Source organism: Gemmatimonadales bacterium (assembly GCA_030697825.1).
In the GTDB taxonomy this organism is placed as follows: domain Bacteria; phylum Gemmatimonadota; class Gemmatimonadetes; order Gemmatimonadales; family JACORV01; genus JACORV01.
The window spans coordinates 20324-46801 of record JAUYOW010000331.1; the positions used below are offsets into that span (position 1 = coordinate 20324).

22 protein-coding genes, 1 pseudogene and 1 riboswitch are annotated in these 26478 nt (G+C 68.0%); of the genes and pseudogenes, 18 read left to right on the top strand and 5 right to left on the bottom strand.

All coding sequences use genetic code 11. The features are described from left to right. The first annotated feature begins 42 nt into the window (after nt 1–42). Nucleotides 43–1254: an alpha/beta fold hydrolase gene (locus tag Q8Q85_16745; GenBank protein MDP3775910.1), complete on the top strand. Its 1212-nt coding sequence runs from the start codon at nt 43–45 to the stop codon at nt 1252–1254. On the opposite strand, the gene Q8Q85_16750 is transcribed toward Q8Q85_16745, so the two are convergent. The 5 genes and pseudogenes from Q8Q85_16750 to Q8Q85_16770 all read right to left on the bottom strand — a co-directional run bounded on the left by Q8Q85_16750 (nt 1255) and on the right by Q8Q85_16770 (nt 9242). After that, the gene (locus tag Q8Q85_16750) at nt 1255–1524 is read right to left on the bottom strand and encodes a ferredoxin family protein (protein ID MDP3775911.1); all 270 of its coding nucleotides are present in this window, start codon (nt 1522–1524) and stop codon (nt 1255–1257) included. Between the two features lie 112 nt (nt 1525–1636). Continuing rightward, nucleotides 1637–2596, bottom strand: a complete 960-nt coding sequence (locus tag Q8Q85_16755; protein MDP3775912.1) for a hypothetical protein — start codon at nt 2594–2596, stop codon at nt 1637–1639. A 10-nt stretch (nt 2597–2606) separates the two neighbouring features. Beyond that, on the bottom strand, nt 2607–6857 hold the full coding sequence (locus Q8Q85_16760) for a S8 family peptidase (protein ID MDP3775913.1): 4251 nt from the start codon (nt 6855–6857) through the stop codon (nt 2607–2609). A 289-nt stretch (nt 6858–7146) separates the two neighbouring features. Beyond that, nucleotides 7147–8502 (bottom strand): annotated as a pseudogene (gene thiC, locus Q8Q85_16765) (phosphomethylpyrimidine synthase ThiC). Further along, nucleotides 8490–8585, bottom strand: a riboswitch (TPP riboswitch). It overlaps the preceding pseudogene by 13 nt. After that, nucleotides 8577–9242 (bottom strand): LysE family transporter, encoded by a 666-nt coding sequence (locus Q8Q85_16770; protein MDP3775914.1) that lies wholly within the window; start codon nt 9240–9242, stop codon nt 8577–8579. (Overlaps the previous riboswitch by 9 nt.) 6 nt (nt 9243–9248) lie before the next feature. Between Q8Q85_16770 and Q8Q85_16775 the strand changes: the two genes are divergently transcribed. The 17 genes from Q8Q85_16775 (at nt 9249) to Q8Q85_16855 (ending at nt 26463) form a co-directional block, all read left to right on the top strand. Continuing rightward, nucleotides 9249–11105, top strand: a complete 1857-nt coding sequence (locus tag Q8Q85_16775) for a hypothetical protein (GenBank protein MDP3775915.1) — start codon at nt 9249–9251, stop codon at nt 11103–11105. A 43-nt stretch (nt 11106–11148) separates the two neighbouring features. Further along, entirely contained in the window at nt 11149–11853 is a 705-nt protein-coding gene (locus tag Q8Q85_16780; GenBank protein MDP3775916.1) for an HTH domain-containing protein, read from the top strand. Next, complete coding sequence (gene sufB, locus Q8Q85_16785; protein MDP3775917.1) at nt 11850–13286, top strand: Fe-S cluster assembly protein SufB; 1437 nt, start codon at nt 11850–11852, stop codon at nt 13284–13286. The genes Q8Q85_16780 and sufB overlap by 4 nt, the downstream gene beginning before the upstream one ends. A 1-nt stretch (nt 13287) precedes the next feature. After that, nucleotides 13288–14043, top strand: coding sequence for a Fe-S cluster assembly ATPase SufC (gene sufC / locus Q8Q85_16790; protein ID MDP3775918.1), 756 nt, complete (start codon nt 13288–13290; stop codon nt 14041–14043). Continuing rightward, nucleotides 14040–15383: a Fe-S cluster assembly protein SufD gene (sufD, locus tag Q8Q85_16795; GenBank protein MDP3775919.1), complete on the top strand. Its 1344-nt coding sequence runs from the start codon at nt 14040–14042 to the stop codon at nt 15381–15383. The genes sufC and sufD overlap by 4 nt, the downstream gene beginning before the upstream one ends. A 65-nt stretch (nt 15384–15448) precedes the next feature. Then, a complete protein-coding gene (locus Q8Q85_16800) occupies nt 15449–16648 on the top strand; it encodes a cysteine desulfurase (GenBank protein MDP3775920.1) in 1200 nt (399 codons plus the stop codon). Next, nucleotides 16649–17098: an SUF system NifU family Fe-S cluster assembly protein gene (locus Q8Q85_16805; GenBank protein ID MDP3775921.1), complete on the top strand. Its 450-nt coding sequence runs from the start codon at nt 16649–16651 to the stop codon at nt 17096–17098. Between the two features lie 11 nt (nt 17099–17109). Next, nucleotides 17110–17640, top strand: a complete 531-nt coding sequence (locus tag Q8Q85_16810) for a DJ-1/PfpI/YhbO family deglycase/protease (GenBank protein ID MDP3775922.1) — start codon at nt 17110–17112, stop codon at nt 17638–17640. After that, nucleotides 17637–18596: an ATP-binding cassette domain-containing protein gene (locus Q8Q85_16815; GenBank protein MDP3775923.1), complete on the top strand. Its 960-nt coding sequence runs from the start codon at nt 17637–17639 to the stop codon at nt 18594–18596. Before Q8Q85_16810 ends, Q8Q85_16815 begins: the two co-directional genes overlap by 4 nt. Further along, nucleotides 18589–19863, top strand: a complete 1275-nt coding sequence (locus Q8Q85_16820) for an ABC transporter permease (protein MDP3775924.1) — start codon at nt 18589–18591, stop codon at nt 19861–19863. Before Q8Q85_16815 ends, Q8Q85_16820 begins: the two co-directional genes overlap by 8 nt. Nucleotides 19864–20042: 179 nt before the next feature. Beyond that, nucleotides 20043–20870 (top strand): AAA family ATPase, encoded by an 828-nt coding sequence (locus tag Q8Q85_16825; GenBank protein MDP3775925.1) that lies wholly within the window; start codon nt 20043–20045, stop codon nt 20868–20870. Continuing rightward, entirely contained in the window at nt 20867–21757 is an 891-nt protein-coding gene (locus tag Q8Q85_16830; GenBank protein ID MDP3775926.1) for a ParB/RepB/Spo0J family partition protein, read from the top strand. Before Q8Q85_16825 ends, Q8Q85_16830 begins: the two co-directional genes overlap by 4 nt. A gap of 23 nt (nt 21758–21780) precedes the next feature. Continuing rightward, nucleotides 21781–22569, top strand: a complete 789-nt coding sequence (locus Q8Q85_16835; protein ID MDP3775927.1) for a M23 family metallopeptidase — start codon at nt 21781–21783, stop codon at nt 22567–22569. 44 nt (nt 22570–22613) lie between these two features. Continuing rightward, the gene (locus Q8Q85_16840) at nt 22614–23099 is read left to right on the top strand and encodes a polymer-forming cytoskeletal protein (GenBank protein MDP3775928.1); all 486 of its coding nucleotides are present in this window, start codon (nt 22614–22616) and stop codon (nt 23097–23099) included. A 137-nt stretch (nt 23100–23236) separates the two neighbouring features. Then, the gene (locus Q8Q85_16845) at nt 23237–24208 is read left to right on the top strand and encodes a BMP family protein (protein ID MDP3775929.1); all 972 of its coding nucleotides are present in this window, start codon (nt 23237–23239) and stop codon (nt 24206–24208) included. Nucleotide 24209: 1 nt separating this feature from the next. After that, complete coding sequence (locus Q8Q85_16850) at nt 24210–24962, top strand: Nif3-like dinuclear metal center hexameric protein (GenBank protein ID MDP3775930.1); 753 nt, start codon at nt 24210–24212, stop codon at nt 24960–24962. Between the two features lies 1 nt (nt 24963). Continuing rightward, entirely contained in the window at nt 24964–26463 is a 1500-nt protein-coding gene (locus Q8Q85_16855) for an ATP-binding cassette domain-containing protein (protein MDP3775931.1), read from the top strand. Nucleotides 26464–26478: the final 15 nt, after the last annotated feature.

Sequence of the window (26478 nt, forward strand, 5' to 3'; positions counted from 1 at the left end):
GTCTTTTCTTCTTCGACCTTCAACTCTTCGACGTCCTATATCGTGAGCCGACTCCCTCCCGTCACCATCACCGTCTACCCGTACGACTGCGATTCGTATGGCCACCTCAACGAAGCTGCGTACCTCCAGGTCTTCGAGCGCGCGCGCTGGGAGGCCATCGCCAAGACGGCGGGGAAGGATCTTTTCCGGCGCCATGGCGTGTGGCCCGCCGTTCGGCGCGCGACGGTGGATTATCACCTGCCCGCGTTTCCGGGCGACGTGCTCGAGATCGAAGTGCAGATGGAGAAGCTGGGGCGAACGTCGATGGAGCTGCGCCAGCGCGCCAAGCGTTCGTCCGACGGCGCGCTCGTGGCCGAGGCCCATCTGGTCTTCGTGATGATAGACGGCTCAGGGAACCCCACCCCGGTGCCGGAGGAGATCGGGGGCCTGTTCGGGACGCGGGTTTCGACCCGCGTCGGCGAGGTGGTGCGTTACGACGTAGGCGAGGTCACGCTGGCCGCGGACGTCCGAGGCGACGGGCCGGCGCTGCTCCTCATCCACGGCTACCCGCTCGACCGCTCCATCTGGGCGCACCAGGTAGCCACCCTCGCCGGGTGGCGGCGCATCGCGCCGGACCTCCGCGGTCTAGGTCTATCCGACGCGCCGGCCGAAGGGTACTCGATGGCGGCCTATGCCGATGACTTGGCGCGGCTGCTCGATCGTCTGCGGATAGACAAGGCTGTGATCGCCGGGCTTTCGCTGGGGGGGTACATCGCTTTCGAGATGTTGCGGCGTCACCGGATCCGGGTGGCGGGGCTGATCCTCGCCGACACGCGGGCGGAGGCTGACGACGAGGACGCGAAGCGCGCTCGCGACGAGGCGGCTGCGCTGGCGGTGTCGAAGGGGGCGACGGCCATCGCGGAGCTGATGATCCCGCGCCTGCTCGGCCGCTCGACGCAGCAGACCCAGCCGCAGGTCGTGGACAGGCTGAGGGAGATCATCGGCCGGGCGTCGGTGCCGGGTATCGTCGGGGCGCTGCGCGCCATGCGCGACCGGCCTGACTCCACGGCGTTGCTTCCGACGATCGATGTGCCGACGCTGGTCGTGGTGGGGCAGGAAGACGAGCTGACGCCGCCGGCTTTGGCGAAGGCGATGACCGCGGCGATCCCGTCAGCCGCGATGACGATCATTCCGAGCGCCGGCCACGTGACGTGCCTGGAGGCGCCCACAGCGGTGAGCCGGGTGTTCGCAGAGTTCCTGGAAGCGGTGAGGTAGCTACGCTTTCTTCAGCGGCTTCCCCGGCGGATTGTCGCTCGCGAAGACGTCCTTGTTCATCGCGATGTACTCTTTCCACTGCGGCGGGACGTCCTCTTCGGGGAAGATCGCCGTGACGGGGCACTCCGGCTCGCAGGCGCCGCAGTCGATGCACTCGTCGGGGTGGATGTAGAGCATCGTCTCCCCTTCGTAGATGCAATCTACGGGGCAGACGTCCACGCACGAACGGTCTTTGACGTCGACGCAGGGTTGAGCAATCACGTACGGCATCTATGTGCTCCAGCCATAAGGCGTTTCGGACCGGTGTTCAGGCTCCTTGGCGCGATTTAAGGGACGGCCGATGCGGTGTCAAGCCCGCACGCGGCCGTCTCCTTTTCGTGGCTCAGCGTCCGACGGTGACCCCCAAACGCTGCTGAGTGCCAAACACGTTCGAGCCCTGGTAGGCGTAGTCCAAGGTGAGCGGGCCGAGGACCAGTCCGCCGCCGAAGCTGATCGCCTTGGTCCCGTAATCCGCGTCCGCCCCCGAAGCGAATCCGAAGCGCCCGAGCAGCTCGAAGCTCCCCGGTCTTCCGAGGCCCAGCTCGGCGCCGCCCACGATACGGCCGGGCGCACCCTTGAGGCCGACGTAGTCGGCGGCCAGGGCCAGGTGCAGCGAGCCTTCCGGGCGCAGCGGCCGGAGCTCGATGCCGGCGCGCAGGGTTTGCGGCAACGGCGAGGAGAAGTCTGCCAGGTCCACGCTGCCGCCGACGAACTGGACGCTCGCCCCCACGGACACGGGCGCGCCGGCGCGTGCCGGCAGCCGGAGCCCGGCTGAGAAGCTCATGGAGGAGCCGGATTCGTCAGCGACGGTCGTCGAATAGTAGTTGACCGCGGCACCCACGCTCAGCGAGCGGCCAAGCGTGAAGGCCGCCGCGCCGGTCGCGGCCAGCTCATTCGCCGACAGGGAGTTTCCCGTAGGTGTGCCTTGGCCGCCGCAGCCGTTGCACACCAGCTCATCGATGGAGCCGAGGTTGAGGTAGCGGGCCCCGACCGCGACCCTGAGAGCAGAGGCGCGGAAGCCGAGCGCCATGGAGCCTGCCTTCGCGCCGTCGAAGATGGTCTGCCCGGATGCGTGCAGCGTGAAACCCGCCACGGTCGCGAGCCCGGCCGGGTTGGCGAACAGGCTGGCGATCCCGCCCGTGGCGGTGAGGGCGCCGCCCATCGCGGCGGCGCGCGGCACGGTGGTGAGCTGGAGTACGGTGGCGCCGGACTCGCCGTTGGCGCGGTCCACGGTCTGGGCGGAGGCGGCCGCCGTGGAAGCGGCCGCGAGCGCGAGGGCGGAGACGACGGTTCGCATGGTCATGGGTACCGCCTTAGCGTGACGGGCTGAGAATCATGAGGCGCCGCCGCAGGATGCCGGTGCCGGTGTCGATCACCACCAGGTACATGCCGTTAGGAAGTCCGGGTGACTCGCCGCGCACGTCCCATACGTAGCGGTTGGGCGGGAGCTGTTCCAACAGGCGCACCCGGAGTCCCGAGAAGCTGTAGATCGCGACGGACCGGGGAATCTGGTCGTAGCTGAAGATCACCTGCCCGTTCCGGACCGGGTTCTCCGAGAAGATGAACGCTTCGCCGGCGGCGAGGATCGTGGCCGATCCGAGCGTGCTCGATCCCGCGAGCGACACCGTCGCGGGAAGCGTCGAGAGAAGACCAGTCGCGTACACCGTCGCGGGCGTCAGCCCAAGCGTGTCTCCCTGACGGAGCCGATCCGTCAGGGTGAGAACGGCGAGCAGCGTCTGCGAGCCACCCGCCGCAACGTTATGGTTGAGCCCTTTGAAGGTCGCGCTCGCCCCGGCCGCGAAAGGGTTGTTTACTGTGGCGAGCGGCGGTCCGCTCGGCACCATGCCGGTGCCTGCGGAGTCCCGGTAGAGCGCCAGCTGCTGCACGAGTGCGCTCAGGGAGTTGCCGCTCGTCGCGGACACACGGAGCGAGTCCACCCGGGCACCTTCCAGGCTCGTGGCGCCGATGGTGAGCTGGAGCGCCGCCAGCGCCCCCACCTGAAGCCGTGCCGTTGGCGGGCTCGGCCCCGGCGCGACGGCGAGGGCGGCCTGACCGCCGATCGTGAACCGTCGGAAGGAGAAGCTCACCGGCCCGAGCTTGACGGGGCGCGTGCCGCTGTTCTTGCCCCGCGCGTAGACGTCGGCGCTGTCGAGCCGGAACTGGATCGCCTGTCCCCAGGTGGCGTTATCGGCGCCGTCGCCGAGTACCACCCACCACCGGTCTCCGGGCGGCAGGATCCCCCCGTTGCCGGGCAGGACGCGAACGACTCCCCCGCTGATGTTGAGGGAGGTGGCCAGCACCGGCTCGCCGCTGCCGGCCACCCCATTGGAGTCGAGGTCGGCGACGAGGCGCATGTTGGTCAGCGAGTTCGCCGCCAGATTGCCGGTGGTGCGTAGGATGAGCGAGTCGACGATCGTGGACTCCCCCTGGACAACGAACCGCACGTGAGCCAGCGCCAGGGCGGTCGCCGTGCGCAGCACGGCGGCGGTGTCCAGCACCGGCCCGCCGTAGGCGAGCGTGGATTGGATGATGTTCAGGCTGCTGCCGGTGACCGGTAACCCGGTCGTGACGATGGCGCTGTCGGTGACCAGGCCGCGTCCCGAGAGCGAGTCCGTCCGGAAGTCGATCGTGCCGCCCACGGTCGCCGTGATCGGGAAGTCGGCCACCACGAGCCAGTTCTTGGTCGTCGCGGCGCTCGCCCGCGGGTCGCCGCTCGGCGTGAAGCTCGCGGCGACCGTCGCGCCGGTGACGGTGCTCGCGATGGTCGCCTCGCTGCTGTCACCGGTGTCGAACACGCCGTTGCCGTTGGCGTCCCGCACCAGACGCAGGTTCTGCAGCGAAGCGGCTGGCGTCGCCGTGCCGCCTATCGTGCCGACGAACCGACGCAGCGAGAATCCCTCGGAGGCATCGGGCGTCGCGTTGAGGCGCAGGAGCACGACATTGGGCTGGCCGGTCGTCGCAACGCTGGAAACAAGCGCACCGCCCGAGGAGGCCGCCACCGTACCGATGGCCTGGGCACGCACCACGCCTCCGCTGATCGCGATGCCCGAGAAGGTGACATCGCTGGCGTCGCTCACCTTCTGAGCGGTGATGTTCGCCGCCGCCTCGAGGTTGAGCTGGAACGTCTGTCCGTTGGTCGGTGTGCCGTTCAGGGCGTACGCCGCGAGCAGGTAGACGTTGGCGCTGACCGGGAGGTTGAGGGAGAGCCCCGTGAAGACGGCCTCACCATCGTTGGTGGGAACCGCGACCGTTCCCAGCAGCACCTCGCTTCCGCCCACCGTGCCGGTGCTGTCCACGTCCGCGTAAAGCGAAACGCCGATCACGCCCGTGGCGTCGTTGCCGGTCCCCGTCGACCGCAGGCGGATGCCGGTGAGCGTGAAGGCGTCCGTCTGGCTGCCCGACAGACGAACCTGAAGCGAGGGGATGATCGAACGCGGCAACACGAAGGGACCGCCTAGGCTGCCGTTCGAAGGTCCCGCGGTCGCGGTCAGGTTGGCGGGCGTCGCGCCCAGCGCCATCTGCACGTCGAGCTTGCCATACCCCCACGACGCATTGGGGAGCGGTGCGCCGACCGGCGAGCCGCTCGCCGTGTTGTAGGCGACGGCCGTGAAGCCGTCCGAACGCGCGCTCCCCGCGAGAATGGCGCGCACCAGTTCCGGGGTGAGTCCCGGGTTGCGTTCGAGGAGCAAGGCCGTCGAGCCCGTCACCATCGGGGCCGACATCGACGTGCCGCCCGCGATGGTGTGTACGCCGTCGGTGCCCACCAACAGCGGGTTCGGAGCCGGGGTCGTGTTGATCGAAAGCGACGAGAAGATCGCGGTGCCCGGAGCCGAAATGTCCGGCTTCTGGCGTGCCACCGCATCGCGGACGGGTCGCGATGGACCGGACGACGAGAAGGTGGCGAGATCTCCGAGTGTGGAGCGAACCGTGAATGCGACATTGTTTCCGCCCTGCGAGTTCCAGGACAGCCTGGTGGTGTGCGCCGCGACGGTGATGGCCCGCGAGGCGTTCCCCGGCGACCCGACGATGTTGCCGTTGTCCCCGCCGCCGACGATCTGGGCTTCGAGGAACGTGGCACCGAGCTGCGAGGCGTAGAGCCAGGTGTCGAAGCGCCCGTTCCCCAGACGGCGGTTCATCTGGACGGTGACCCGCCAGGTACCTGGAGCCGGTGTCTGGGTCGCCACAGCGTCGAAGAACTCGATCTCCACTTGTCGGTCGAGGTTCTGCGGCGCGAGCCCGGAGGAGGCGTTGTCAATGAAGATACGTCCCTGCGCGTCGTCGGTCGCGGCGGCGGCGTCGCCGGTGCGCCGGGAGAAGGATGTCCCGTTCGGTCGGGTGACCGTCACCGTCACGGTGTCGCGCGCGTCGTACCACATCGTGAGCAGGACGAAGTCGTTCGACGCGCCGGTGGCCCCGGAGTAGGACGGGACGACCACCGTGAACTGAGCCGTGTCGCCCGTGTTGAGGGTGCGCGCCGCGTGGATCAGAAACGGCGTGTTGCTGCCGGTTCCAATGTTGTTCTGGTTGCTCCCCTCGTTGCCCGCCGAGATCACCACGATCTTGCCGGGCCCCGAGAGCGAGTCGATCGCCTGCTCTTCGGCCATGGTCCCGTCGTGCGGCCCGAACTGCCCCCCAAGGCTGAGGTTCACGACCGCCGGCCGGCCTAGGGTCGTCGCACGCTTGAAGATGTACTGGATGCCCTCGATGATGTTCAGGGTCGAGAAGCTGCCGTTGCCGCCCTTCACCACGATGAGGTTCGCATTCGGTGCCACGCCGGTGTACTGGTACGCCGGCTGGCCAGCGCCGGTCGCGGCGCCGTTTCCGGCGGCGATGCCGGCGACGTGCGTCCCGTGGCCGAAGGTGTCTTGTTGGCTGCAGCCGTTGGCGTTGATCAGGGCGGCGTTGCACTCGTTGCCTCGACTGAAGCTCTGTCCGCCGATCACGCCGGGCGGCGTGCCCGACACGGTCTGGTCCCAGAGGTAGAGGAGCCGGCTCGTGCCGTCGGGGTTCCGGAAGTCCCCGTGCCGGAAGTCGATGCCGGTATCGAGGATGCCCACGATGACGTTGCTGCCGGTGGCGCCGGTAAACGTCGTACCGGAGACGCTGCGGACCAGATTGGCCCGGATATCGACCATCGCGAGGTCGTTGCGCAGGCGCACGTAGTGGGCGGCCTGGATGTACCGCACCCTGGGATCGCCTTCGAGCCCGGCGAGCGCGGAGAGCGGGAGGCGCGCGCCAATGAGCGAACCCGCCAGGACGCGTACCTCGCCGCCCACCGCCTCGATGAGGCCGGGGATCGAATCCGTCAGCGAGATGAACGCGTCCACGAACATCTCAACCCGTCCGGGACCTCGCGTGAGGACGATCTGGTTTGCGCTGGGGAGTCCCACGGCGGCGGCCACGTCTTCGACCCGGGTGACGCCATTGGCGCGCGCGACGACGTCCGCGTCGCGGAACGGGCGCAGCAACGGGTCGAGCTTGGCCACACCGTTCTGCCCCAGTGCGGGGGCCGCGGCAACGAGGAGCAGCGCACCTTGGGCAAGGAGCACACGGAAACGGTGCACGCGTCCTCGGTGGTCAGAGTGATGGGCGAGCTGGTGGATGGCTGCCAATATGTCGCGCCGAGCGCCGGCACGGCAAGAAAGTAGATGAGTTGCTGTCTCCCCGGGGGTGGTGACGGCGGCCACGTCGGAAATGGGTTCGATTCACCTGGGCGAGAGCAGGAGCCCTCTCCGGGGCAAGCCCGGGGAGGGCTCCTTTCGCTTCGCTCGTAGCACGCGACCCGGGGTCGAGTGCTGGCTCAACCTAGCTCACCGGCATCACCACACTGTCACCAGCTCGTCACCAACGCGGCTAGTCGCCCAGCGCGCCCGCCGGCTCCCGCGCGGCCCCCTGCTCCGCCGCCAGTTCGGCGATCCCCTCCTCCAACTTCCGCGTGATGTGCATCGAGCAGAACTTGGGCCCGCACATCGAGCAGAACTCCGCGCTCTTGAAGTACTCGGCCGGCAAGGTCTCGTCGTGGTACGCCTGCGCCCTTTCCGGATCGAGCGACAGCCGGAACTGCTCGTTCCAGTCGAACTTGAACCGCGCCCGCGAGAGCGCGTCGTCGCGGTCGCGCGCGCCCTTGCGCCCGCGCGCCAGGTCGGCGGCGTGGGCCGCGATCTTGTAGGCGATCACCCCCTCGCGCACGTCGTCCTTGTTGGGCAGGCCGAGGTGCTCCTTGGGGGTCACGTAGCAGAGCATCGAGGCCCCGTACCAGCCGATCATCGCCGCGCCGATCGCGCTGGTGATATGGTCGTAGCCGGGCGCGATGTCGGTGACCAGCGGGCCCAGCGTGTAGAACGGCGCCTCGTGGCACCACTGCTGCTGGAGCCGCACGTTCATCTCGATCTCGTGCATCGGGATGTGGCCCGGCCCCTCGACCATCACCTGCACGTCGCGCGCCCACGCCTTCTCCGTGAGCTCGCCCAGCACCTTGAGCTCGGCCAGCTGCGCCTGGTCGGTCGAGTCGGCGACCGAGCCCGGCCTGAGCGAGTCACCCAGCGAGAGGGTGACGTCGTACTCCGCCGCGATCTCGCATACCTCGTCGAAGTGGGTGTAGAACGGGTTCTGCTCCCTATGCGCCACCATCCACTCGGCCATCAGCGAGCCGCCGCGGCTCACGATCCCCGTCACCCGACCCATCACCAGCGGCAGGTGCTCCAGCAGGATGCCGCAGTGGATGGTCCAGTAGTCCACGCCCTGCCGCGCCTGGTGCTCGAGGTTGCCGAGCAGCATCTGGGGCGTGATGTCGGGCACTTCCTTCACCGACTGCACTACCTGGTACAGCGGCACCGTGCCGATCGGCACCGGGCTCGCCGCGACGATCGCCTCCCGGATCTGGTCGATCCCGCCGCCGGTGGAGAGGTCCATGACCGTGTCCGACCCGAAGTGCACCGCGAAGTGGAGCTTCTCCAGCTCCCCTTCGACGTCGCTCGTCACCGCCGAGTTGCCGATGTTGGCGTTTATCTTGACGCGCGCCACGGTGCCGATGCCCATCGGCTCGAGACGGCCCTTCAGGTGATTGACGTTGGCCGGGATGACGAGCCGCCCGCGCGCCACTTCGGCGCGCACCAGCTCGGGCTTGAGCTCTTCCCGCTCGGCGACGAACCGCATCGCGTTGGTGATCTCGCCCTTCCGGGCGAAGTGCATCTGGGTGACTTTCATTCGCGACTCCCTACGCCGGTATCAGCCGGGTCAGGTTCAAAGGGTGTGATCTCAGCCCGCCTTGGCGGGCACCCCTGTCATCGCGGAATATGGATGGTCTGCCAGGTGAGGTAAAGGCCGAGCGCCGCGAAGATGGCCGCCGCGCCCACGTCCACCAGCTGGAGCGCTCGCCGGGTGACGAACCGCCGGCCCCAGGCGCACAGCCCCGAGACCACCAACCCGTAGATGACCGCGCCCACAAAGATGCCGCCGTAGAGCGACGAGCGCGTGGCGAAGTCGCCGCCGCCGATCCCCGCCCCGACCGACCCGATCACCGCCAGCAGCACGACGACAGCGAACGGGCTCGCCAGGCATAGCAGCGCACCTACCGCGAAAGCGCGCCCATGGCTCGTTCGCTCGGCGGGGGTCAGCTCCGGCTCGCGCCGCGAATGTTGGTATGCGCTCCACGCCAGCCAGAGCAGCAACGCGGCCCCGGCGCCGCCGATCGTCACCCGCAGCGAAAGCCGGGACATGATCAGTTCCGCGCCGCCGACCGCGACCGTGAGCCATACGGCATCCCCGACGATCGCGCCCAGGGAGACCATCAGCGCGGCCATGAACCCACCCGTGAGGCCGCGCCGGATGATCTCGACGTTGACCGCGCTCACGGGCAGGCAGTACACGATTCCGCCGAGGATCCCGGCCAGGAAAGCGGCTAGCATGAGGCGCCGAATGTAGCGCGGGAAGCGGCCCGCGAGTAGCATCGAAGCGTGCTCAGCCTGCTCCTCGCCCTCGCCACGGCCGCCGCGCCGCAGCAGCCGACGACCCTCGACGTCCCCGTCTACCGTGACTCGCTGTACGGCGTCTCGCTTCCCCGCCCCTTCGACGACTGGGTCTTCGAGCCGGCGTCGAGCCGTGGCACGACCACCGTCATCTTCCATCCTCGCGACGCCTCCCTGCGCGAGCAGCTTTGGGGCGCGCTCGTGCTGACGACCTTCAACCGCGACGTGCCGATCGGCCAGGTAGCGGACCAGCGGGTGCTCACCTCGTGGCAGGCTACCCTCGGGCCGTCCTTCACGCTCCTCACGCGCGACTCGATGACGGTGGTCGGGCTTCCGGCCATCCACGTGGTGATGGGGGGCACCATCGACCACGCCGTGCTGGACGTCGAGGAGTACCTCGTGGCACGCGGCGGGGACCTCATCCTGCTCCAGTTCAGGTATCCGCGCGGCCTGCCGCGCGACTCCATCGCGGCCGGCTACGAGCGAGTCTTCGACGGGATCCGCATTCGCGGGGCCCCGGGCGAGCGCGCCTCGCCGCAGACCGCCGCGGATGAGGCGCGGCGCCCGCGGACGGCGATGTGGAGCGCGTTGCGCGCCTCGCCGTGGCGCCTCCAGGCCTATGACGCACTGGTGCGGTACGACACGACCCAGCCGCGGCTGGACTTGACCGCGCGCCTCGATCTCGCGAACGACGATATCGTGCCGCGTGACTCGGTCGCTTTCTGGCTGGCGCCGTTCCTGGTGGCGGACAGTGTGCGCGCGGGCCTGGGGCGCTCGATCCCGCTGGGTTCGGGCCCGGTGCAACGAGTAGCGCTCGGGGCCAGAGTGGCGCCGCAGGGCCAGAGCACGGTCACCGTCTACTATCACGCCACACCCGATCGCACCGGGGCGGCGCGTGATGTCCGTATCACCCGGGAAGAAGCACTCGTTCTCCCGGATTGGATCCCGCGCGTCCAGTCGCCGACGGACTCGTCCGGCCAATACGCACAGGTGCCGCGCGCCCGCCAGACGCTGCGCTTCGATCTGCCGGGGGAGCGGCGTGCGGTGGCGCCGGGCCGGCTCACTTCGGAAGTCACTGCCCTCGGCAGGCGGAGGATGACGTGGCTCGCGGATGACGCCGCGGTGGGCGCCTCGGGTTTTGCGATCGCGAACTACCGGACCGAGTCCCGCGATGTGGGACGGCTGCGCCTCAAGGTCTTTCTCCGCGACTCCGGCGAGGCGGCCCCTAACCCCCTGAACGACTCACTCGTCGCGCAGGTCGCCCGCGGCTGGTCCTTCTATTCGCGGGCCTTCGGCCCGCTCGAAACCTCTGACATCTCGATTGTCGAGGGCACGCTCGATGGGGTCCGGGGAGCCCCAGGCGTGCTCTTCGTCGGCGCGGGAGTGTTGCCGCCGGCAAACCTCATCTTTCGTGAGATGGCGCGCTCATGGTGGGGAGGCGCGATCGCCGCGGCCGGCCCGGGCTCGGCGTGGATCACCGACGCCTTCCCGGCCTGGGCCTCTATCGCCGCGCGGGGCGTCATCGAGGGCGATACGGTGCGCCAACGTTTGGTGCGCGAGGCCGAATCGGCGTGGCACCTGGCAGTAGCCGGTCACGACGACCCGCCGCTCGCCGGCCTCAGTGTTGATGGAGACTCCAGCCTGGCGCTGCTGCTCGCCAAGGGCGCAGCTGCCCTCGAAGCTGCCCGGCGTGCCGCCGGCGAAGCACGCTTCAGGGAAGCGATCCGCACCTTCGCCGCCGAGCATCGCGCCGGATGGGCGCGAGTCGCCGCTTTCCTCCCTCTCCTCGGCCCCGAGGCGACGGCCGTCATCCAGCCCTATCTTTTCGGCCCCCAACCACGTTAGATTCGACTTCGCGAACAAAAGTATTGACGAAGTTGGGGGACCTATGGCTAACGGCGACGCTTCCCTACCCGGATATCGGGGCCTCAGAGGGCAGATCCTCCTCGAGGTCAAGAAGTCTCAACCTGTTACAGCTAAGCAGCTTAGCTCAGTTTTTGGGGTGTCCGCCAATGCCATCAGGCGGCACCTGAAGGAACTCGAGCTGGCTGGCCTCGTTCACTTCGGGCGTGAACAGCACGGCCTCGGCGCCCCCGCCTTCGCCTACCGCCTCACCGATGAGGGCGAAGCCCTCTTCCCCAACGGCTACCGCGACGCGCTGACCGAACTCCTGGAGCAGGTGGCCGAGCGAGACGGGCGCGGCGCGGTGGTGCGGCTCTTCGAGGAGCGCTACGCGCAGCTCACGCGCAAGCTACAGAGCGAGCTGGCGGTGGCGCCGCATGAGCGCCGCCTGGACGTCGTCGCCCGCATCATGACCGAAGCGGGCTACATGGCGGACTGGAGCGAAACTGACGGCGCCTTCCAGTTCGCGGAGCACAACTGCGCGCTGCGCGCGGTCGTTCAACGGTTCCCGGAGGTCTGCGCGGCCGAAGAGCAGTTCCTCAAGGACGTCCTGGGCGCCGAGGTGGAGCGGCGGGCTCACATCGTCAACGGCTGCAACGCGTGCGAGTACGCGATCAGCTTCGGCGCGGCTTCACCCGTCGTAGTCCCCACGCCCCGCAAGACGGCAGCGCCGGACCAGAGGCAGCCATGAGCACGATGATCGAAGCCCAGGTCCTCCAGCCCTACAAGTACGGCTTCGTGACCGACATCGGTGCGGAAGTCATACCGCCGGGCCTCAACGAGGACATCGTCCGACTCATCTCGGCCAAGAAGCGCGAGCCCGAGTTCATGCTGGAATGGCGACTCAAGGGTTACCGCCACTGGCTGACGATGAAGGAGCCGACCTGGGCGAACGTCCACTATCTGCCCATTGACTACCAGTCGATCGTGTATTTCTCGGCGCCGAAGCAGGAGAAGAAGCTCGGAAGCCTCGAAGAGGTGGACCCGAAGCTCCTCGAGACGTTCGACAAGCTCGGCATCCCGATCTCGGAGCAGAAGCGCCTCGCGGGCGTCGCGGTGGACGCCGTGTTCGACAGCGTTTCAGTCGCTACCACGTTCAAGGGGGAGCTCGCCAAGGCGGGCGTCATCTTCGGCGCCTTCTCCGACGCGGTGCGCGACCATCCGGAGCTGGTCGAGAAGTACCTCGGGACGGTGGTGCCCTACACCGACAACTACTTCGCGGCGCTGAACGCGGCGGTATTCAGCGACGGCTCCTTCGCCTATATCCCGAAGGGCGTCCGCTGCCCGCTCGAGCTCTCGACCTACTTCCGCATCAATGCCGCGTCGTCGGGACAGTTCGAGCGCACGCTCATCATCGCGGAAGAAGGAGCGTATGTCAGCTATCTGGAGGGCTGCTCCGCGCCGGTGCGCGACGAGAACCAGCTCCACGCCGCCGTGGTCGAGTTGATCGCGTTCGACAACGCCCAGATCAAGTACTCGACGGTGCAGAACTGGTACCCCGGGGATGAGAACGGCAAAGGCGGCATCTTCAACTTCGTCACCAAGCGCGGCAAATGCGCCGGCGTCAACTCGAAGATCTCGTGGACGCAGGTCGAGACGGGCTCCGCGATCACCTGGAAATACCCGGGTTGCATCCTTCAGGGCGATGGCTCGGTCGGCGAGTTCTACTCGGTGGCGGTGACCAACAACCGCCAGCAGGCGGACACCGGCACCAAGATGATCCACATCGGCAAGAACACGAAGAGCACCATCGTGTCGAAGGGGATCTCCGCCGGGAAGGGCCAGAACACGTACCGCGGCCTGGTGAAGATCATGAAGGGCGCCACCGGGGCCCGGAACTACTCCCAGTGCGATTCCATGCTGATCGGGGACCAGTGCGGGGCGCATACCTTCCCGTACATCGATGTCCGGAACAGCACCGCGATCATGGAGCACGAGGCGTCCACCTCCAAGATCGGCGAAGACCAGATCTTCTACTGCAAGCAGCGCGGCCTCTCCGCCGAGGACGCGGTGTCCATGATCGTCAACGGCTTCTGCAAGGAAGTCTTCAAGGAGCTGCCGATGGAGTTCGCTGTCGAGGCGCAGAACCTCCTCGGGATCAGCCTCGAAGGGAGTGTAGGATAACGTGCTGCAAGTAACGAACTTGCACGCCTCGGTCCAGGGCAGCGAGATCCTGCGCGGGATCGACCTCTCGGTCAACGCGGGCGAGGTTCACGCCATCATGGGCCCTAACGGCTCGGGGAAGAGCACGCTGGCGCAGCTGCTGGCAGGGCACCCGGCGTATGTGGTCACCGAGGGCACGGTCCTCTATGAAGGAAAGGACCTCCTGGAGATGGCTCCCGAGGAGCGCGCCCGCGAAGGCGTGTTCCTGGCGTTCCAGTACCCGGTCGAGATCCGCGGCATCACCAACGCCTACTTCCTGCGCTCGGCGCTCAACGCGACCCGGAAGTACCGCGGCCAGGAGGAGCTCGACCCGCTCGACTTCCTCGGGATTCTCGATGAGAAGCTCAAGGTGATCGGGTGGGACGACAGCCTCATGAACCGGCCGGTCAACGACGGCTTCTCGGGCGGCGAGAAGAAGCGCAACGAGATCCTCCAGATGGCGGTGCTGGAGCCCAGGCTCGCCATCCTGGACGAGACCGACTCGGGCCTCGACATCGACGCGCTCAAGACGGTCGCCGAAGCGGTGAACAAGCTTCGCCGCCCCGACAACGCATCGATCATCGTGACGCACTACCAGCGGCTGCTCAACTACATCACGCCGGACTTCGTTCACGTGTTATCGGGCGGGCGGATCGTGAAGTCGGGCGGCAAGGAGTTGGCGCAGGAGCTCGAGGCGAAGGGCTACGACTGGCTCAAGGACGAGGCGGTGGCGGCGTGAACGCTCCGCGGGTCCTGGATCGCTTCATGGCGCAGCACGAGGCGTTCGCCAGGAACGGCGGGAAGGTCGCGCCCGAGTGGCTACGCGTCCTGCGCGCTGGCGCACTGGCGCGCTTCGCGGAACTCGGCTTCCCGACGACGAAGCTCGAGGCATGGCGCTTCACCAGCGTGCAGCCGATCGCCGAGACCGCGTTCGCGCCCGCGAGCGAGGCCTCCGGTGAGTTGCCGGCTGGGAAGTCGCTCGAGCGGCTCGAGCTGTGCGAGGCGCGGCGGCACCTCGCGGTCTTCGTCAACGGGCGGTTCGTCGAGGCGCTGTCGTCGGTGGCCGGCCTGCCGGCCGGCGCCCGGGTCGGCAGCCTCGTCGGCGCGCTTGAGCGTGAGCCGGAGTTGGTGGAGCGGCATCTGGCGCGGCAGGCGCTCCTCGACGATAACGCGTTCGCGGCGCTGAACACGGCGTTCGTGCACGATGGAGCGTTCGTCTACCTGCCGGAAGGCACGGTCATGGAAGAGCCGGTGCAGCTCCTCTTCCTATCGATGCCGGGCGCGGAGCCGATGGTCTCCCACCCGCGTAGCCTCATCGTGGTGGAGCGGATGGCGCGGGCCTCCGTGGTCGAGACGTATGCCGGACACGGCGACGGCGTCTACTGGACCAACGCCGTGACGGAGGTGGTCCTCGGCGACGGCGCGCGCGCCGATTGTTACCGGGTGCAGCGCGAGAGCGAGCGGGCATACCATGTCGCCACGACCCAGACGCGGCAGGGCCGGGACAGCGTGCTGTCGGTCCACGCCGTGGTCCTGGGCGCGGTTCTTTCGCGTCACGACATCGGCACCGTGCTCGACGGGCCCGGCGGCAAGTGCACTCTGAACGGCCTGTACCTGCTCGAGGGCAGGCAACACGCGGACCACCACACCACCATCGACCACGCCCAGCCGCACTGTGAGAGCCACGAGTACTTCAACGGCGTGCTGGACGGGCGGTCCCGCGGGGTATTCAACGGCCGGATCATCGTGCGCAAGGGCGCGCAGCGCACCGACTCGAAGCAGACCAACAACAACCTCGTGCTCTCCGAGGAAGCGCGCGCCGACAGCCAGCCGCAACTGGAGATCTACGCCGACGATGTGAAGTGCACTCACGGCGCGACGCTCGGACCAATCGACGAGAAAGCCCTTTTCTATCTCAAGAGCCGGGGTCTTTCGCCTAACGAAGCGCAGGGTCTCCTCACCTACGGCTTCGGCGCGGAGATCCTGGACAGAATGGAGATCGCGCCGCTCCGGGTGCAGCTGGAGCGGCTGGTGCGCGCGCGGCTGCTCAACCGCGCCCGGGGGCGGCGGGCGGCGTGACGACGGCCCAGCGAGCTGCCACGGGCCAGCGGGCCGGCGGGCCGGAGCGAACGGACTTTGCGCTCCTGAGAACGGACTTTCCCATCCTCCAGGAGCGGGTGCACGGCAAGCCGCTCGTCTACGTGGACAACGGGGCGACCAGCCAGAAGCCGCGCCAGGTGATCGACGCGATCTCCCGTTACTACGCGACCGAGAACGCCAACGTCCACCGCGGCGTCTACTGGCTGAGCGAGCACGCGACGGCGCTCTACGAGGGCGCGCGGGAGAAGGCGCGCCGCTTCGTGAACGCGCGCGAGGCGCGCGAGATCATCTTCGTGCGCGGCACCACGGAAGCGATCAACCTGGTGGCGAGCAGTTTCGGCCGCGCCAACCTGTCGGCGGGCGACGAAGTGCTCGTCACCGCGATGGAGCATCATTCCAACATCGTCCCGTGGCAGCTGATCTGCGGGGAGCGCGGCGCCCGGCTCCGCGTGATCCCGATGGACCAGCGCGGCGTGCTGTGCGTGGACGAGGTCCCGAAGCTCCTCGGCCCGAAGACGAAGCTGGTCGCCATGGTGCACGTCTCGAACTCGCTCGGCACGATCAATCCGGTGAAGGAGATCGTGGCGCTCGCCCACGCGCGCGGGATCCCCGTGCTCGTCGACGGCGCACAGGCGGCGCCGCACCTGCCCATCGACGTGCAGGACCTGGACTGCGATTTCTACACGGTGTCCGGCCACAAGATGTTCGGGCCGACCGGCATCGGGGTGCTGTACGGCAAGGCCGAGCGGCTCGATTCCATGGCGCCGTACCAGGGCGGCGGCGACATGATCCGTTCGGTCACGTTCGAGAAGACGACCTACGCGCCGCTCCCGGCGAAGTTCGAAGCGGGCACGCCGCATATCGCGGGCGCGGTCGGGCTCGGCGCCGCCATAGACTATCTGGCCGCGCTCGACTGGCAGCAGCTCGCCGCGCACGAGGCGGATCTGCTGGCGTATGCGACGGGATCGCTGGCGCAGGTCACCGGGCTCCGGTTGATCGGCACCGCGCCACACAAGGCGAGCGTCGTCTCCTTCGTGATGGACGGCGTTCACGCGCACGACGTCGGCACGATCGTGGACCAGGAGGGCGTCGCCATCCGGACCGGCCATCACTGCACCCAGCCCGTGATGGACTTCTTCGGCGTGCCGGCGACGGCGCGTGCGTCGTTCGCCTTCTACAACGACCGCGATGACGTGGACCGGTTGGTCGAGGCGGTGAAGAAGGTCCGCGAGGTGTTCGCCTGAATGGCCGACCTCGCCGATCTCTACCAGCAAATCATCATCGACCACAACCGGAATCCGCGAAACTTCAAGCATCTCGACGACGCCAACCGCACCGCTCACGGAGACAACCCGCTCTGTGGCGACAAGATCACCCTCTACGTGCATCTGGACGGCGAGGTGATCTCCGACGTCGGCTTCCAGGGCTCCGGCTGCGCGATCTCACAGGCCTCAGCCTCGCTCATGACGAGCGCGGTCAAGGGCAAGACCACGGCCGACGCCGAAGCGCTCTTCCACGCCTTTCACGCGATGGTCATGGGTGAGACCGGGGCGGGAGACCCGAAGGCGCTCGGCAAGCTCGCCGCCTTCGCCGGAGTGCGGCAGTTCCCTGCCCGGGTCAAGTGTGCCAATCTTCCATGGCACACGCTTCACGCCGCTATCACCGCCTCTGCGGAGCCAGTCACGACCGAGTAGTATTCGGGCCGATGGCGCCACGAAACCGCAGCGTACTTTACATCATCGCCCCGGAACGCTTCCGCGACGAGGAGCTGCTCGAGCCCCAGCGTGCGCTCGAGGGCGCCGGCCACAGTGTGCTGGTGGCGTCCACGAGGCGTGGCGTGGCGGTCGGGATGCTTGGCGCTCGGGTCAACGCCGAGGCAAGCTTGAGCGAAGTGCTCGCCAAGGACTTCGACGCGCTGGTGTTCGCGGGCGGCGCCGGCGCGCCGTCGCACCTGTGGGACAGCGACCCCGCGCTTCGGCTCGCGCGGGAGATGTATGCCCTCGGGCGGCCGGTGGCGGCGATCTGTCTCTCCTGCCCGGTGCTCGCGCGGGCGGGTGTGCTGGCCGGCAAGCGCGCGACGGTCTTCCCCGATGCGCGCGCGATCATCGAAATGAAACGCGGCGGCGCGACCCTCGTAGATGAGGCGGTCGTGGTGGAAGGCATCATCGTCACCGCTCGCGGACCCGAGGCCGCTCCGGCCTTCGGCTCCGCGCTCGTCAACCTCCTGGGATCATGAACAACGACCTGATCGTCGAGATCGACGCCATCTCCAAGCGCTTCGGCGACTTCGTCGCCGTGGCCAGCCTGTCGCTGCGGGTGCCGAAGGGCGCGGTGTACGGCCTGCTGGGCCCCAACGGCGCCGGGAAGACCACCAGCATCCGGATGCTGATGAACATCACGATCCCCGACCAAGGGACCGTGAAGCTCTTCGGCGACGATCTGGGCGGCCGGCACCACAGCGCGCGCATCGGCTACCTGCCCGAGGAGCGCGGGCTGTACCGCAAGATGAAGGTGCGCGACACGCTGGTCTTCCTCGCGGAGGCTAAGGGTGTGGCGCGCGCGGCGGCCGGCCGCAAGGCCGACGAGTGGCTCGACCGCCTGGGCCTCGGCGAGTGGCGGCTGCGGAAGGTGGAGGAGTTGTCCAAGGGCATGCAGCAGAAGGTGCAGTTCATCGCCACGATGCTGCACGAGCCGGAGCTCCTGATCCTCGACGAGCCGTTCTCGGGCCTCGACCCGATCAACCAGGACGTGCTCAAGGAGATCATCGTGGACCTCTCGCGAAAGGGGACGACGATCATCTTCTCGACCCACCAGATGGACGTGGCCGAGAAGATCTGCGACCACGTCTGCATCGTGGCGCGCGGGCGGAAGGTGCTTGACGGCACGCTGTCGGAGGTGAAGCACGTGCACGGCGGGACGCACGTGGCGGTGGCCTTCGAGGACGGAGCCGACACCGCCGCGGCGCTGGCCGGCGTCAGTGGTCTGGTAGCGAAGGCGGACGACTACGGCGTCTACGCGGAGCTGGCGCTCAGGGACGGAGTGGACCCGCAGGCGCTGCTCGAGCAGCTGATGCGCTCGGGCGCGAGACTGCGCCGGTTCGAGCGGGTCGAGCCTTCCCTGCACCGCATCTTCCTCGACAAGGCGGGTCCCGACGCCGCTGCTGAGTCCCAGCAGGAGCCGGCCCATGCGTAAGGTCTGGGCGGTGATCCGGCGCGAGTTCGTCGAGAAGGTGCGCAACAAGTGGTTCCTGATCTCGACGCTCCTGGGGCCGGTGTTCATCATCGCGATGTTTGTGCTGCCCAGTCTGCTGGCGACCAAGACGGGCCGAGTGAACGACATCGTGATCGTCAATGAGGGGAGCGGGCCGTTCGCGGAGCGGGTGCGGACGCAGCTGGTGGCGAGCGGCCGGTTCCTGGTCACCATCCTGCCGGTCGAGGCGGACCGGTACACCGCGGTGGCCGACTCGCTGACGGCGGAAGCGCGGCGCCAGGCGCTCGACGGGTTCCTGACGCTCACGGCGGCGACGATGGAAGCGGGCACGGCCGAGTACCGCGGCCGCAACGTCTCGTCGTTGCGGGACATGAGCGTCCTGGAACGCGTGATCCGGCAGACGTTGGTGGTGGAGCGGCTCACCCGGCGCGGCATCGATCCGGCGATCGTGCAGGAGGCCCAGGGTCGGGTGGACTTCAAGACGCTGCGGATCAGCCGGCGCGGCACCACCGGGGCGTCGAGTGAGGTGACCTTCTTCCTCGGCTACTTCGTGGGGCTCATCCTCTACATGATCATCCTGATTTACGGGATGGGGGTGATGCGCAGCGTGCTGGAGGAGAAGCAGACCCGCATCATCGAGGTTCTGGTTTCGAGCCTCCGGCCCTTCGAGCTGATGCTCGGCAAGGTGATCGGCGTGGGGGGTGTGGGACTCTTCCAGTTCTCGATCTGGGGCGCGGTCGGCTACTTGATGGCGCACTTCCGCCGGCAGATCCTTGGCTTCTTCCACGTCTCGGCGGAGGCGGCGAACGCGGTCCAGATGCCGGAGGTGAGCGGCGGCCTTCTGCTGGTGATCGGGGTGTACTTCCTCCTCGGCTATCTCCTTTATTCGGCGCTGTTTGCGGTGGTCGGGGCGTCGGTGAACACCGACTCGGAGGCGCAGCAGGCCCAGCAGCCGGTGATGATGCTCCTGGTCTTTTCTCTCATCATCTCGTTCGCGGCGATGACCGATCCCGACGGCCAGCTGGCGGTGGTGGCCTCGCTGGTCCCGCTGAGCGCACCCATCATCATGCCGGTTCGGGTGGCGACGTCGGACGTCCCGCTGCGCCAGCTCGCCTTGTCCCTGGCTATTATGGCGGCCACCGCCGTCGCGGTGGTGTGGGGCGCGGCCCGGGTCTACCGGATCGGGATACTCATGTATGGGAAACGGCCCAGCCTGAAGGAGTTGTGGCGCTGGGCGAGGCAGAGTTGATGGACACGAAAAAAGGCGAGTAAGGGGAGTAAGGGGAGTAAGGGGAGTGAGGCTGGTAAGGGTTTCACGTGCAACACCCGCTTCGCCGCGCAACCCCTCCCCTGACTCCCCTGACTCCCCTGTTTTCTTCTCCACCCACCCTATCTGTTCCACGTGCAACACCATAGATTCTCCGCCCCATGGGCCGCGTGATCGCCATTGCCAACCAGAAAGGCGGCGTCGGAAAAACGACGTCGGCCGTGAACCTCGCCGCCTCGCTCGCCGCGGCGGAGAAGCGCACGCTGCTCGTGGACGCCGACCCCCAGGCCAACGCGACCAGCGGCGTGGGGCTCGAGCGGGATGGCCTCAGGCTCACCGTTTACGAAGTCATGATCGACGGCCGGCCCCTCAACGACGTCATCCGGCGCGGGGTCCACTTCCCTCGCCTGGACGTGGCTCCCGCCTCCCGAGACCTGGTCGGTGCCGAAGTCGAACTCGTCTCACGCTCCCACCGGGAGTCGATCATGCGCCGCGCCCTCGAAAGCGTGCGCACCAACTACGACTACATCCTCATCGATTGCCCGCCGTCACTCGGCATGCTCACGCTGAACATGCTGTCCGCCGCGGATGCGGTTCTCATCCCCATCCAATGCGAGTACTACGCCCTGGAGGGGCTGTCCCAGCTCCTCAACACTGTGCGCCTCGTGCAGCGTAACTTCAATCCACGGCTCGCGATCGACGGGGTGTTGCTGACCATGTACGACGCCCGGCTCAACCTGTCCAAGCAGGTGGCCGACGAGGCGAAGGAGTACTTCGGGGTCCGCATGTTCAACACCGTCATCCCCCGGAACGTCCGCCTGGCCGAGGCCCCCAGCTTCGGAAAGCCCATTCTGCTGTACGACATCGGGTCGATAGGCGCTCAGACCTATCTCAGTGTGGCAGAAGAACTTATCCGCCGTACCGCCAACCGGACCCCGGCCGAGACGCGCGAGGCTACGCTGCTTCCGACCATCGAGGCGATGCCGTGAGCGGCACGGCCGGCAACAAGCGTCGCCTGGGTCGCGGTCTCGAGGCCCTGCTCGGCGTTTCGACGGTCGAGGACGCGGAGCGCGACGGCTCGCTGCGCCAACTCTCCGTGGGCGAGATCAAGCCCAATCGGTTCCAGCCCCGCCGGGCCTTCGACGCCGAGGCGCTCAAGGAGCTCAAGCAGTCCATCGCCGCGACCGGTCTCATCCAGCCCATCGTCGTCCGCCAGACCGGAGACGGGTACGAGCTGGTGATTGGCGAGCGGCGTTGGCGTGCGGTCAGGGAGCTCGGGTGGAAGCGGATCCCGGCGGTCGTGCGTGAGGTGGACGAGCGGACACTGCTCACGCTCGCGCTGGTGGAGAACCTGCAGCGCGCTTCCCTCTCCCCCATCGACGAGGCGGAAGGCTACCAGCGGCTCGCGCGCGAGTTCAGCCTGTCGCACGGGGAGATCGCTCAGGCGGTCGGGCGTGACCGGTCCACTGTGGCGAACGCCGTCCGCCTGCTCAAGCTTCCGCAGAGCGTGCAGCAACTGCTCGACGCCGGCGAGCTCACCGCGGGCCACGCGCGCGCCCTGCTCTCGCTCGAAGACCACCGCGAGATGTCGCGACTCGCGCGCGAGTGCGTGGCACACGGGTGGTCGGTGCGCGAGATGGAGCGGCAGTCGCGCACCGATTCGACCCCGCGCAAGAGCCGCGACGGCAGGAAGGCTCGACGGCAGGTCCCGACCGAGGTACGCCGGATCGAAGCGGCGTTGCGCAAGAAGCTCGGCACCGATGTCCGCGTCGTGCTGAGCGGCAAGGCCAAGGGCCACCTGGCCATCCGTTTCTATTCGGATGAAGACCTCGGCCGGCTGCTCGAGTTGATCCTCGCCCGGCGCTGGGACGGCTGATGCGCGGGCGTGGATTGACCATCATGCTGCACCGGGACGGCGCGCTCGATTCGCGCCAGTATCGGGTGCCGTTCTCGGTCGTGCGGGTCGCGGCGGTTTGCGGCATTGGTGCGGTCCTGTTGCTGACGGCGCTGGTCGTGTTCTATGGCCCGATCGTCGTCGCGGCCGGCCGGGCGCCGTTCCTCCAGAGGGAGATCTCGCGGCTGAACCGTGAGAACGGCCGCGTTGGAGAACTCGCGCACGCGCTCGATGAGGCCGAGGCGCGTTACGCGCAGCTGCGCGGGATGCTGGGTGCCGAACCGGGCGCGCCGAACGCCGCGGGCGGAGTTGCGATGACTGCCTCGAGAGTGGAAAGGCTCTACGTGGCGCCGCCGATCATGGCGCGCGCGCCGAGCATCGCGGCCGCGAATGAGACGCCGGGGCCGTCGGTGCCGCGACGCTGGCCGCTTTCGGTCCCGGCGTACCGGACCAGGGGGCTTGCCGCCGGTGATTCGAGCGAGGGGCATGGTGGCGTCGACCTGGCCGTGCCGGCGGGTTCGGAGGTTCGTGCCTCGGGCGGTGGAATCACCAAGGAGACCGGCAACGACGCAGCTTATGGTCGGTACATCCTCATCACCCATCCCGATGGTTACGAGACGATGTACGGGCACCTCTCCCGCGTGCTCGTCGCGCGAGGCGACGCTGTGAACGCGGGGCAGGTGATCGGACTTTCCGGCAACAGCGGGCGGTCCACGGCGCCCCACCTGCACTTCGAGGTGCGCCGGAGCGGGCGATCGGTGGATCCGTTCACATTGGTGAGAGAAGGGACCTAGCCATGGGAATCTTCGGGACGAAAGCGGCAGCCGACGCGGGAGCGATGGTAGACCACAGAGGGCCGGGCACCACGGGCGGACTGTCCATCATCGGCGCCGGAATGACGGTGCGCGGCGACATCGAGACGGCCGGCGTAGTGAAGGTGGAAGGGACGGTGGACGGCCACGTCAACGCCCAGCACCAGGTGCTCGTGGCGAAGGGCGGGGTGGTGCACGGTGACATCGAAACGCGCGAAGCCGTGATCGGCGGAACCGTGAACGGAGCGGTCCGGGCCGGGGACCGGGTGGAGATACAATCGGGGGCCGCGGTCAACGGGGACATCACGACCCGCAGGATCGCCGTAGCGGAGGGCGGGAGCCTAAACGGACAGATCAGAATGGGCGACCAGCCGGCGCTGGAACTCAAGGTCTCCAACGGCGCCAGGGTGGAGCCGCGACCGGTGCCACAACCCAGCCTTAGCAGGCCTTCGGTGCCAGTCGCGCGAGTCGCGGTACCGCCAAGAGCCACGTTGCCAAGAACAGGACACTAGCGTATCAACCGAAGGTTCAACATTGTGCGCGACGCGACCAACATTCGTCTGTTAACTATTTGTGTAGCACCATGATGGAATGTTGACTCGTGGACAAACGAGTCAACATAGTGTCATGTCGTTCACTGTTCGCTGTCGTGTCACTGCTCGTTCTAGGGTGCTCCAAGACGCGTAGCGATTCCTTCAAGGTCGCCCTCCTCACCCCCGGTCCCATTTCGGACGCCGCCTGGAACGCCGCCGCCTACGAAGGCTTGGTTCGCATCCGAGACTCGCTGGGGGCGGAGATCAGCCATGTGGAGACGAAAACTCCGGCTGAGTTCGACGAGGCGTTCCGCGACTATGCGTCCCGCGGTTATCGGCTGGTGTTCGGTCACGGCTTCGAGTTCCAGGACGCGGCTGCCCGGGTCGGTGCGGATTACCCGAACACGATCTTCATCACCACGTCCGGCTCGACCGTCCGACCCAACGTCTCGCCTATGGTGTTCCGGCTCGAGGAGGGGACGTACCTCGCCGGCATGCTTGCCGGATCGCTCACGCGGAGCGGCCGGCTAGGGTTCATAGGGGGGATCAAGCTCCCGCCGGTCGAAGGCACCTACCTCGGGTTCGTCGCTGGGGCGCGTGCCGTGCGCCCCGCCGTCACGGTCCTCCAGGCGTACCTCGGCAACTTCGAGGACGTAGCGGCGGCCAAGGAGAACGCGCTGGCGCAGATCCGCCGCGGCGCCGACATCATCCTGCACAACGCCGACGCGGCGTCCTTCGGCATCTTCCAGGCGGCACGCGAGTCGCCGGGAGTGCTGGCGCTCGGCGCCAACCGGGACCAGAATGACGTGGCGCCGGACGTGATAATCGCCTCGGCGACGCTCGACGTGCCGCAAGCCCTCCTGCTGGTGGCGCGCGAGGTGCGGGACGGGCGGTTCCGTCCCGGCGTGCGCTACTTCGGCATCAAGGATGGCGTAGTGGACCTGGCGGTAAACCCCGCGCTGAGCGGCCGAGTGACGCCGGAGCTGCGCGCCCGCATCGCCGCAGCCCGCGACTCGATCGTGGCGGGTACGCTAGCCGTCCCACGGGTCGAGTTCGTGCCGGATTCGGTTCCGGTGGTCGTGCGCTGACATGAGACTCGAAGACCTTGCCGGATACCTGGACGGCTACCTTCGGGTGCGCGAAGTAGCCGACGAAGCGAACGCGCTGAACGGCTTGCAGGTGGAGAACGCCGGCCAGGTGCAGCACCTGGCGTTTGCGGTCGATGCATGCCAGGCGGCCATCGATCAGGCGGCCGAGCGCGGAGCGGATCTGCTCATCGTCCATCACGGCCTGTATTGGGGAGGACTCGAGCCACTGGTCGGGCGCCATTATCGCCGCGTCGGTGCGCTGGTTCGCCACGGCATCGCGCTCTACTCGGCGCACATCCCGCTCGACCGGCACCCCGAAGTGGGCAACAACGCGGTGCTGGCACGAAAGCTCGGCATGGAGGTTCGTGGGTGGTTCGGCGACTACCGCGGCGCGCCGATCGGCGCGTGGGGAGAGCTCGACCTGCCGCGTGAGGCGCTCGCCGAGCGAGTCGCGACGGTGCTGGGCCCGGCGCCGCGCTTGATGCCGTTCGGTCCGGAGCGCGTCCGCCGGGTTGGCATCATCACCGGAAGCGCGGGCTCGATGATCCGTCAGGCGCACGAGGCCGGGCTCGACACATTCATCACCGGCGAAGGCCAGCACTGGACCTTCTTCGATGCGGAAGAGCTGGGCCTGAACGCGCTGTACGCGGGACACTACGCCACCGAGACGGTCGGACTCCAGGCGCTGGCGGAACACGTCGCGGAGCGCTTCCAACTGCCGTGGTCCTTCATCGATCACCCGACCGGCTTGTAGCGTGACGGAGCGGGAGGAGGCCGTGCGCATGCGCGGCATCTCGCGGCGGTTCGGCTCCGTGCAGGCGTTGCGCGGGGCCGATTTTTCTGGTGCTGCCGGCGAGATCCACGCGCTGCTGGGAGAGAACGGCGCGGGCAAGAGCACGCTGATGCACATCCTGTTCGGGCTGGTGCCGGCGGACGCGGGGACGGTGGAAGTCGCCGGCCGGGCGGCACGGTTCCGTTCGCCCGCTGATGCGATGGCGGCCGGCCTGGGAATGGTGCACCAGCACTTCACCCAGGTGCCGGCGATGACGGTAGCCGAGAACGTCTGGCTCGGCCGGCGCGGCCTGCGTTACGATCGCGAGGCGGCGAGCGCCTTGGTGCGACGGGTCTCGCAGGCGACGGGCCTCGCGATCGACCCCGACGCTACCGCCGGCGATCTTCCGGTCGGACTTCGCCAGCGCCTCGAGATAGTCAAGGCGCTCGCGCGTGAGGTGCGGGTCCTCATCCTCGACGAACCCACCGCCGCGCTCGCTCCGGGTGAGATCGCGGAACTCTTCGGCGCGCTGAGACGCCTCGCTGACTCCGGCGTCGCCGTTGTGCTCATCACTCACAAGCTTCGCGAAGTGGCGGCGATAGCCGACCGGGTGACGGTGCTTCGGCGCGGCGAGACGGTCGTGTCGGGAGAGGAGGCGGGCCGTCGGGACGCCGCAGCTCTGGCACGCGCCATGATCGGTGAGAGTGCCGCGCAGCGTGAGATGGAGGAGGCGATGAAAGAGGTGAGAGAGGTGAGAGAGGGGAGTGAGGGGAGTGAGGGGAGAGAGCGGGGGGAGGGGTTGGCGCTGGAGGTGAGAAATCTCTGCGTTGGGAGTTCGGGCGGGCGTAGGGTCGTGGATGGTGTTTCGTTCGGCGTGGCGCGGGGTGAGATCGTCGGGATCGCGGCGGTGGAGGGGAACGGGCAGCGCGAGCTGATGCGGGCAGTGGCGGGGCTCGTGCCACGCGAAGGCGCTCTGACGATCGGTGGTTCCGGCACCATCGGTTTCGTGCCGGAGGATAGGCAGGGAGAGGCGCTCATCCTCGAATTCAGCGTGGCGGAGAACCTGGCGCTGGGCGGAGCGGGCGGGTGGTGGGTGGACCGGGCGCGGGACCTGGCGGCGGCCGACGAGGCGATCGGGGCATTCGACATCCAGGGCCTCGCGGGTGGACGGGTGCGAACGCTTTCGGGCGGGAACCAGCAGAAGGTAGTGCTCGCCCGAGAACTGTCACGCCGGCCGGCACTCCTCGTGGCGGAGAACCCGACGCGCGGTCTGGACGTACGCGCCACGGCAGAAGTGCACGCGCGCATCCTCAGGGCGGCGCGGCAGGAAGGGGCCGGCGTGCTCTTTCATTCCACCGACCTGGACGAAGTGCTCGCGCTTGCCGATCGGGTCGCCGTGATGGTGGAGGGACGCTGGATCGAGCTTCCGCGTACCGCCACTCGCGAAGAGGTAGGCGCGCGGATGCTGGGTAGCGCGGCGTGAAGCTGCGGGCGCGGC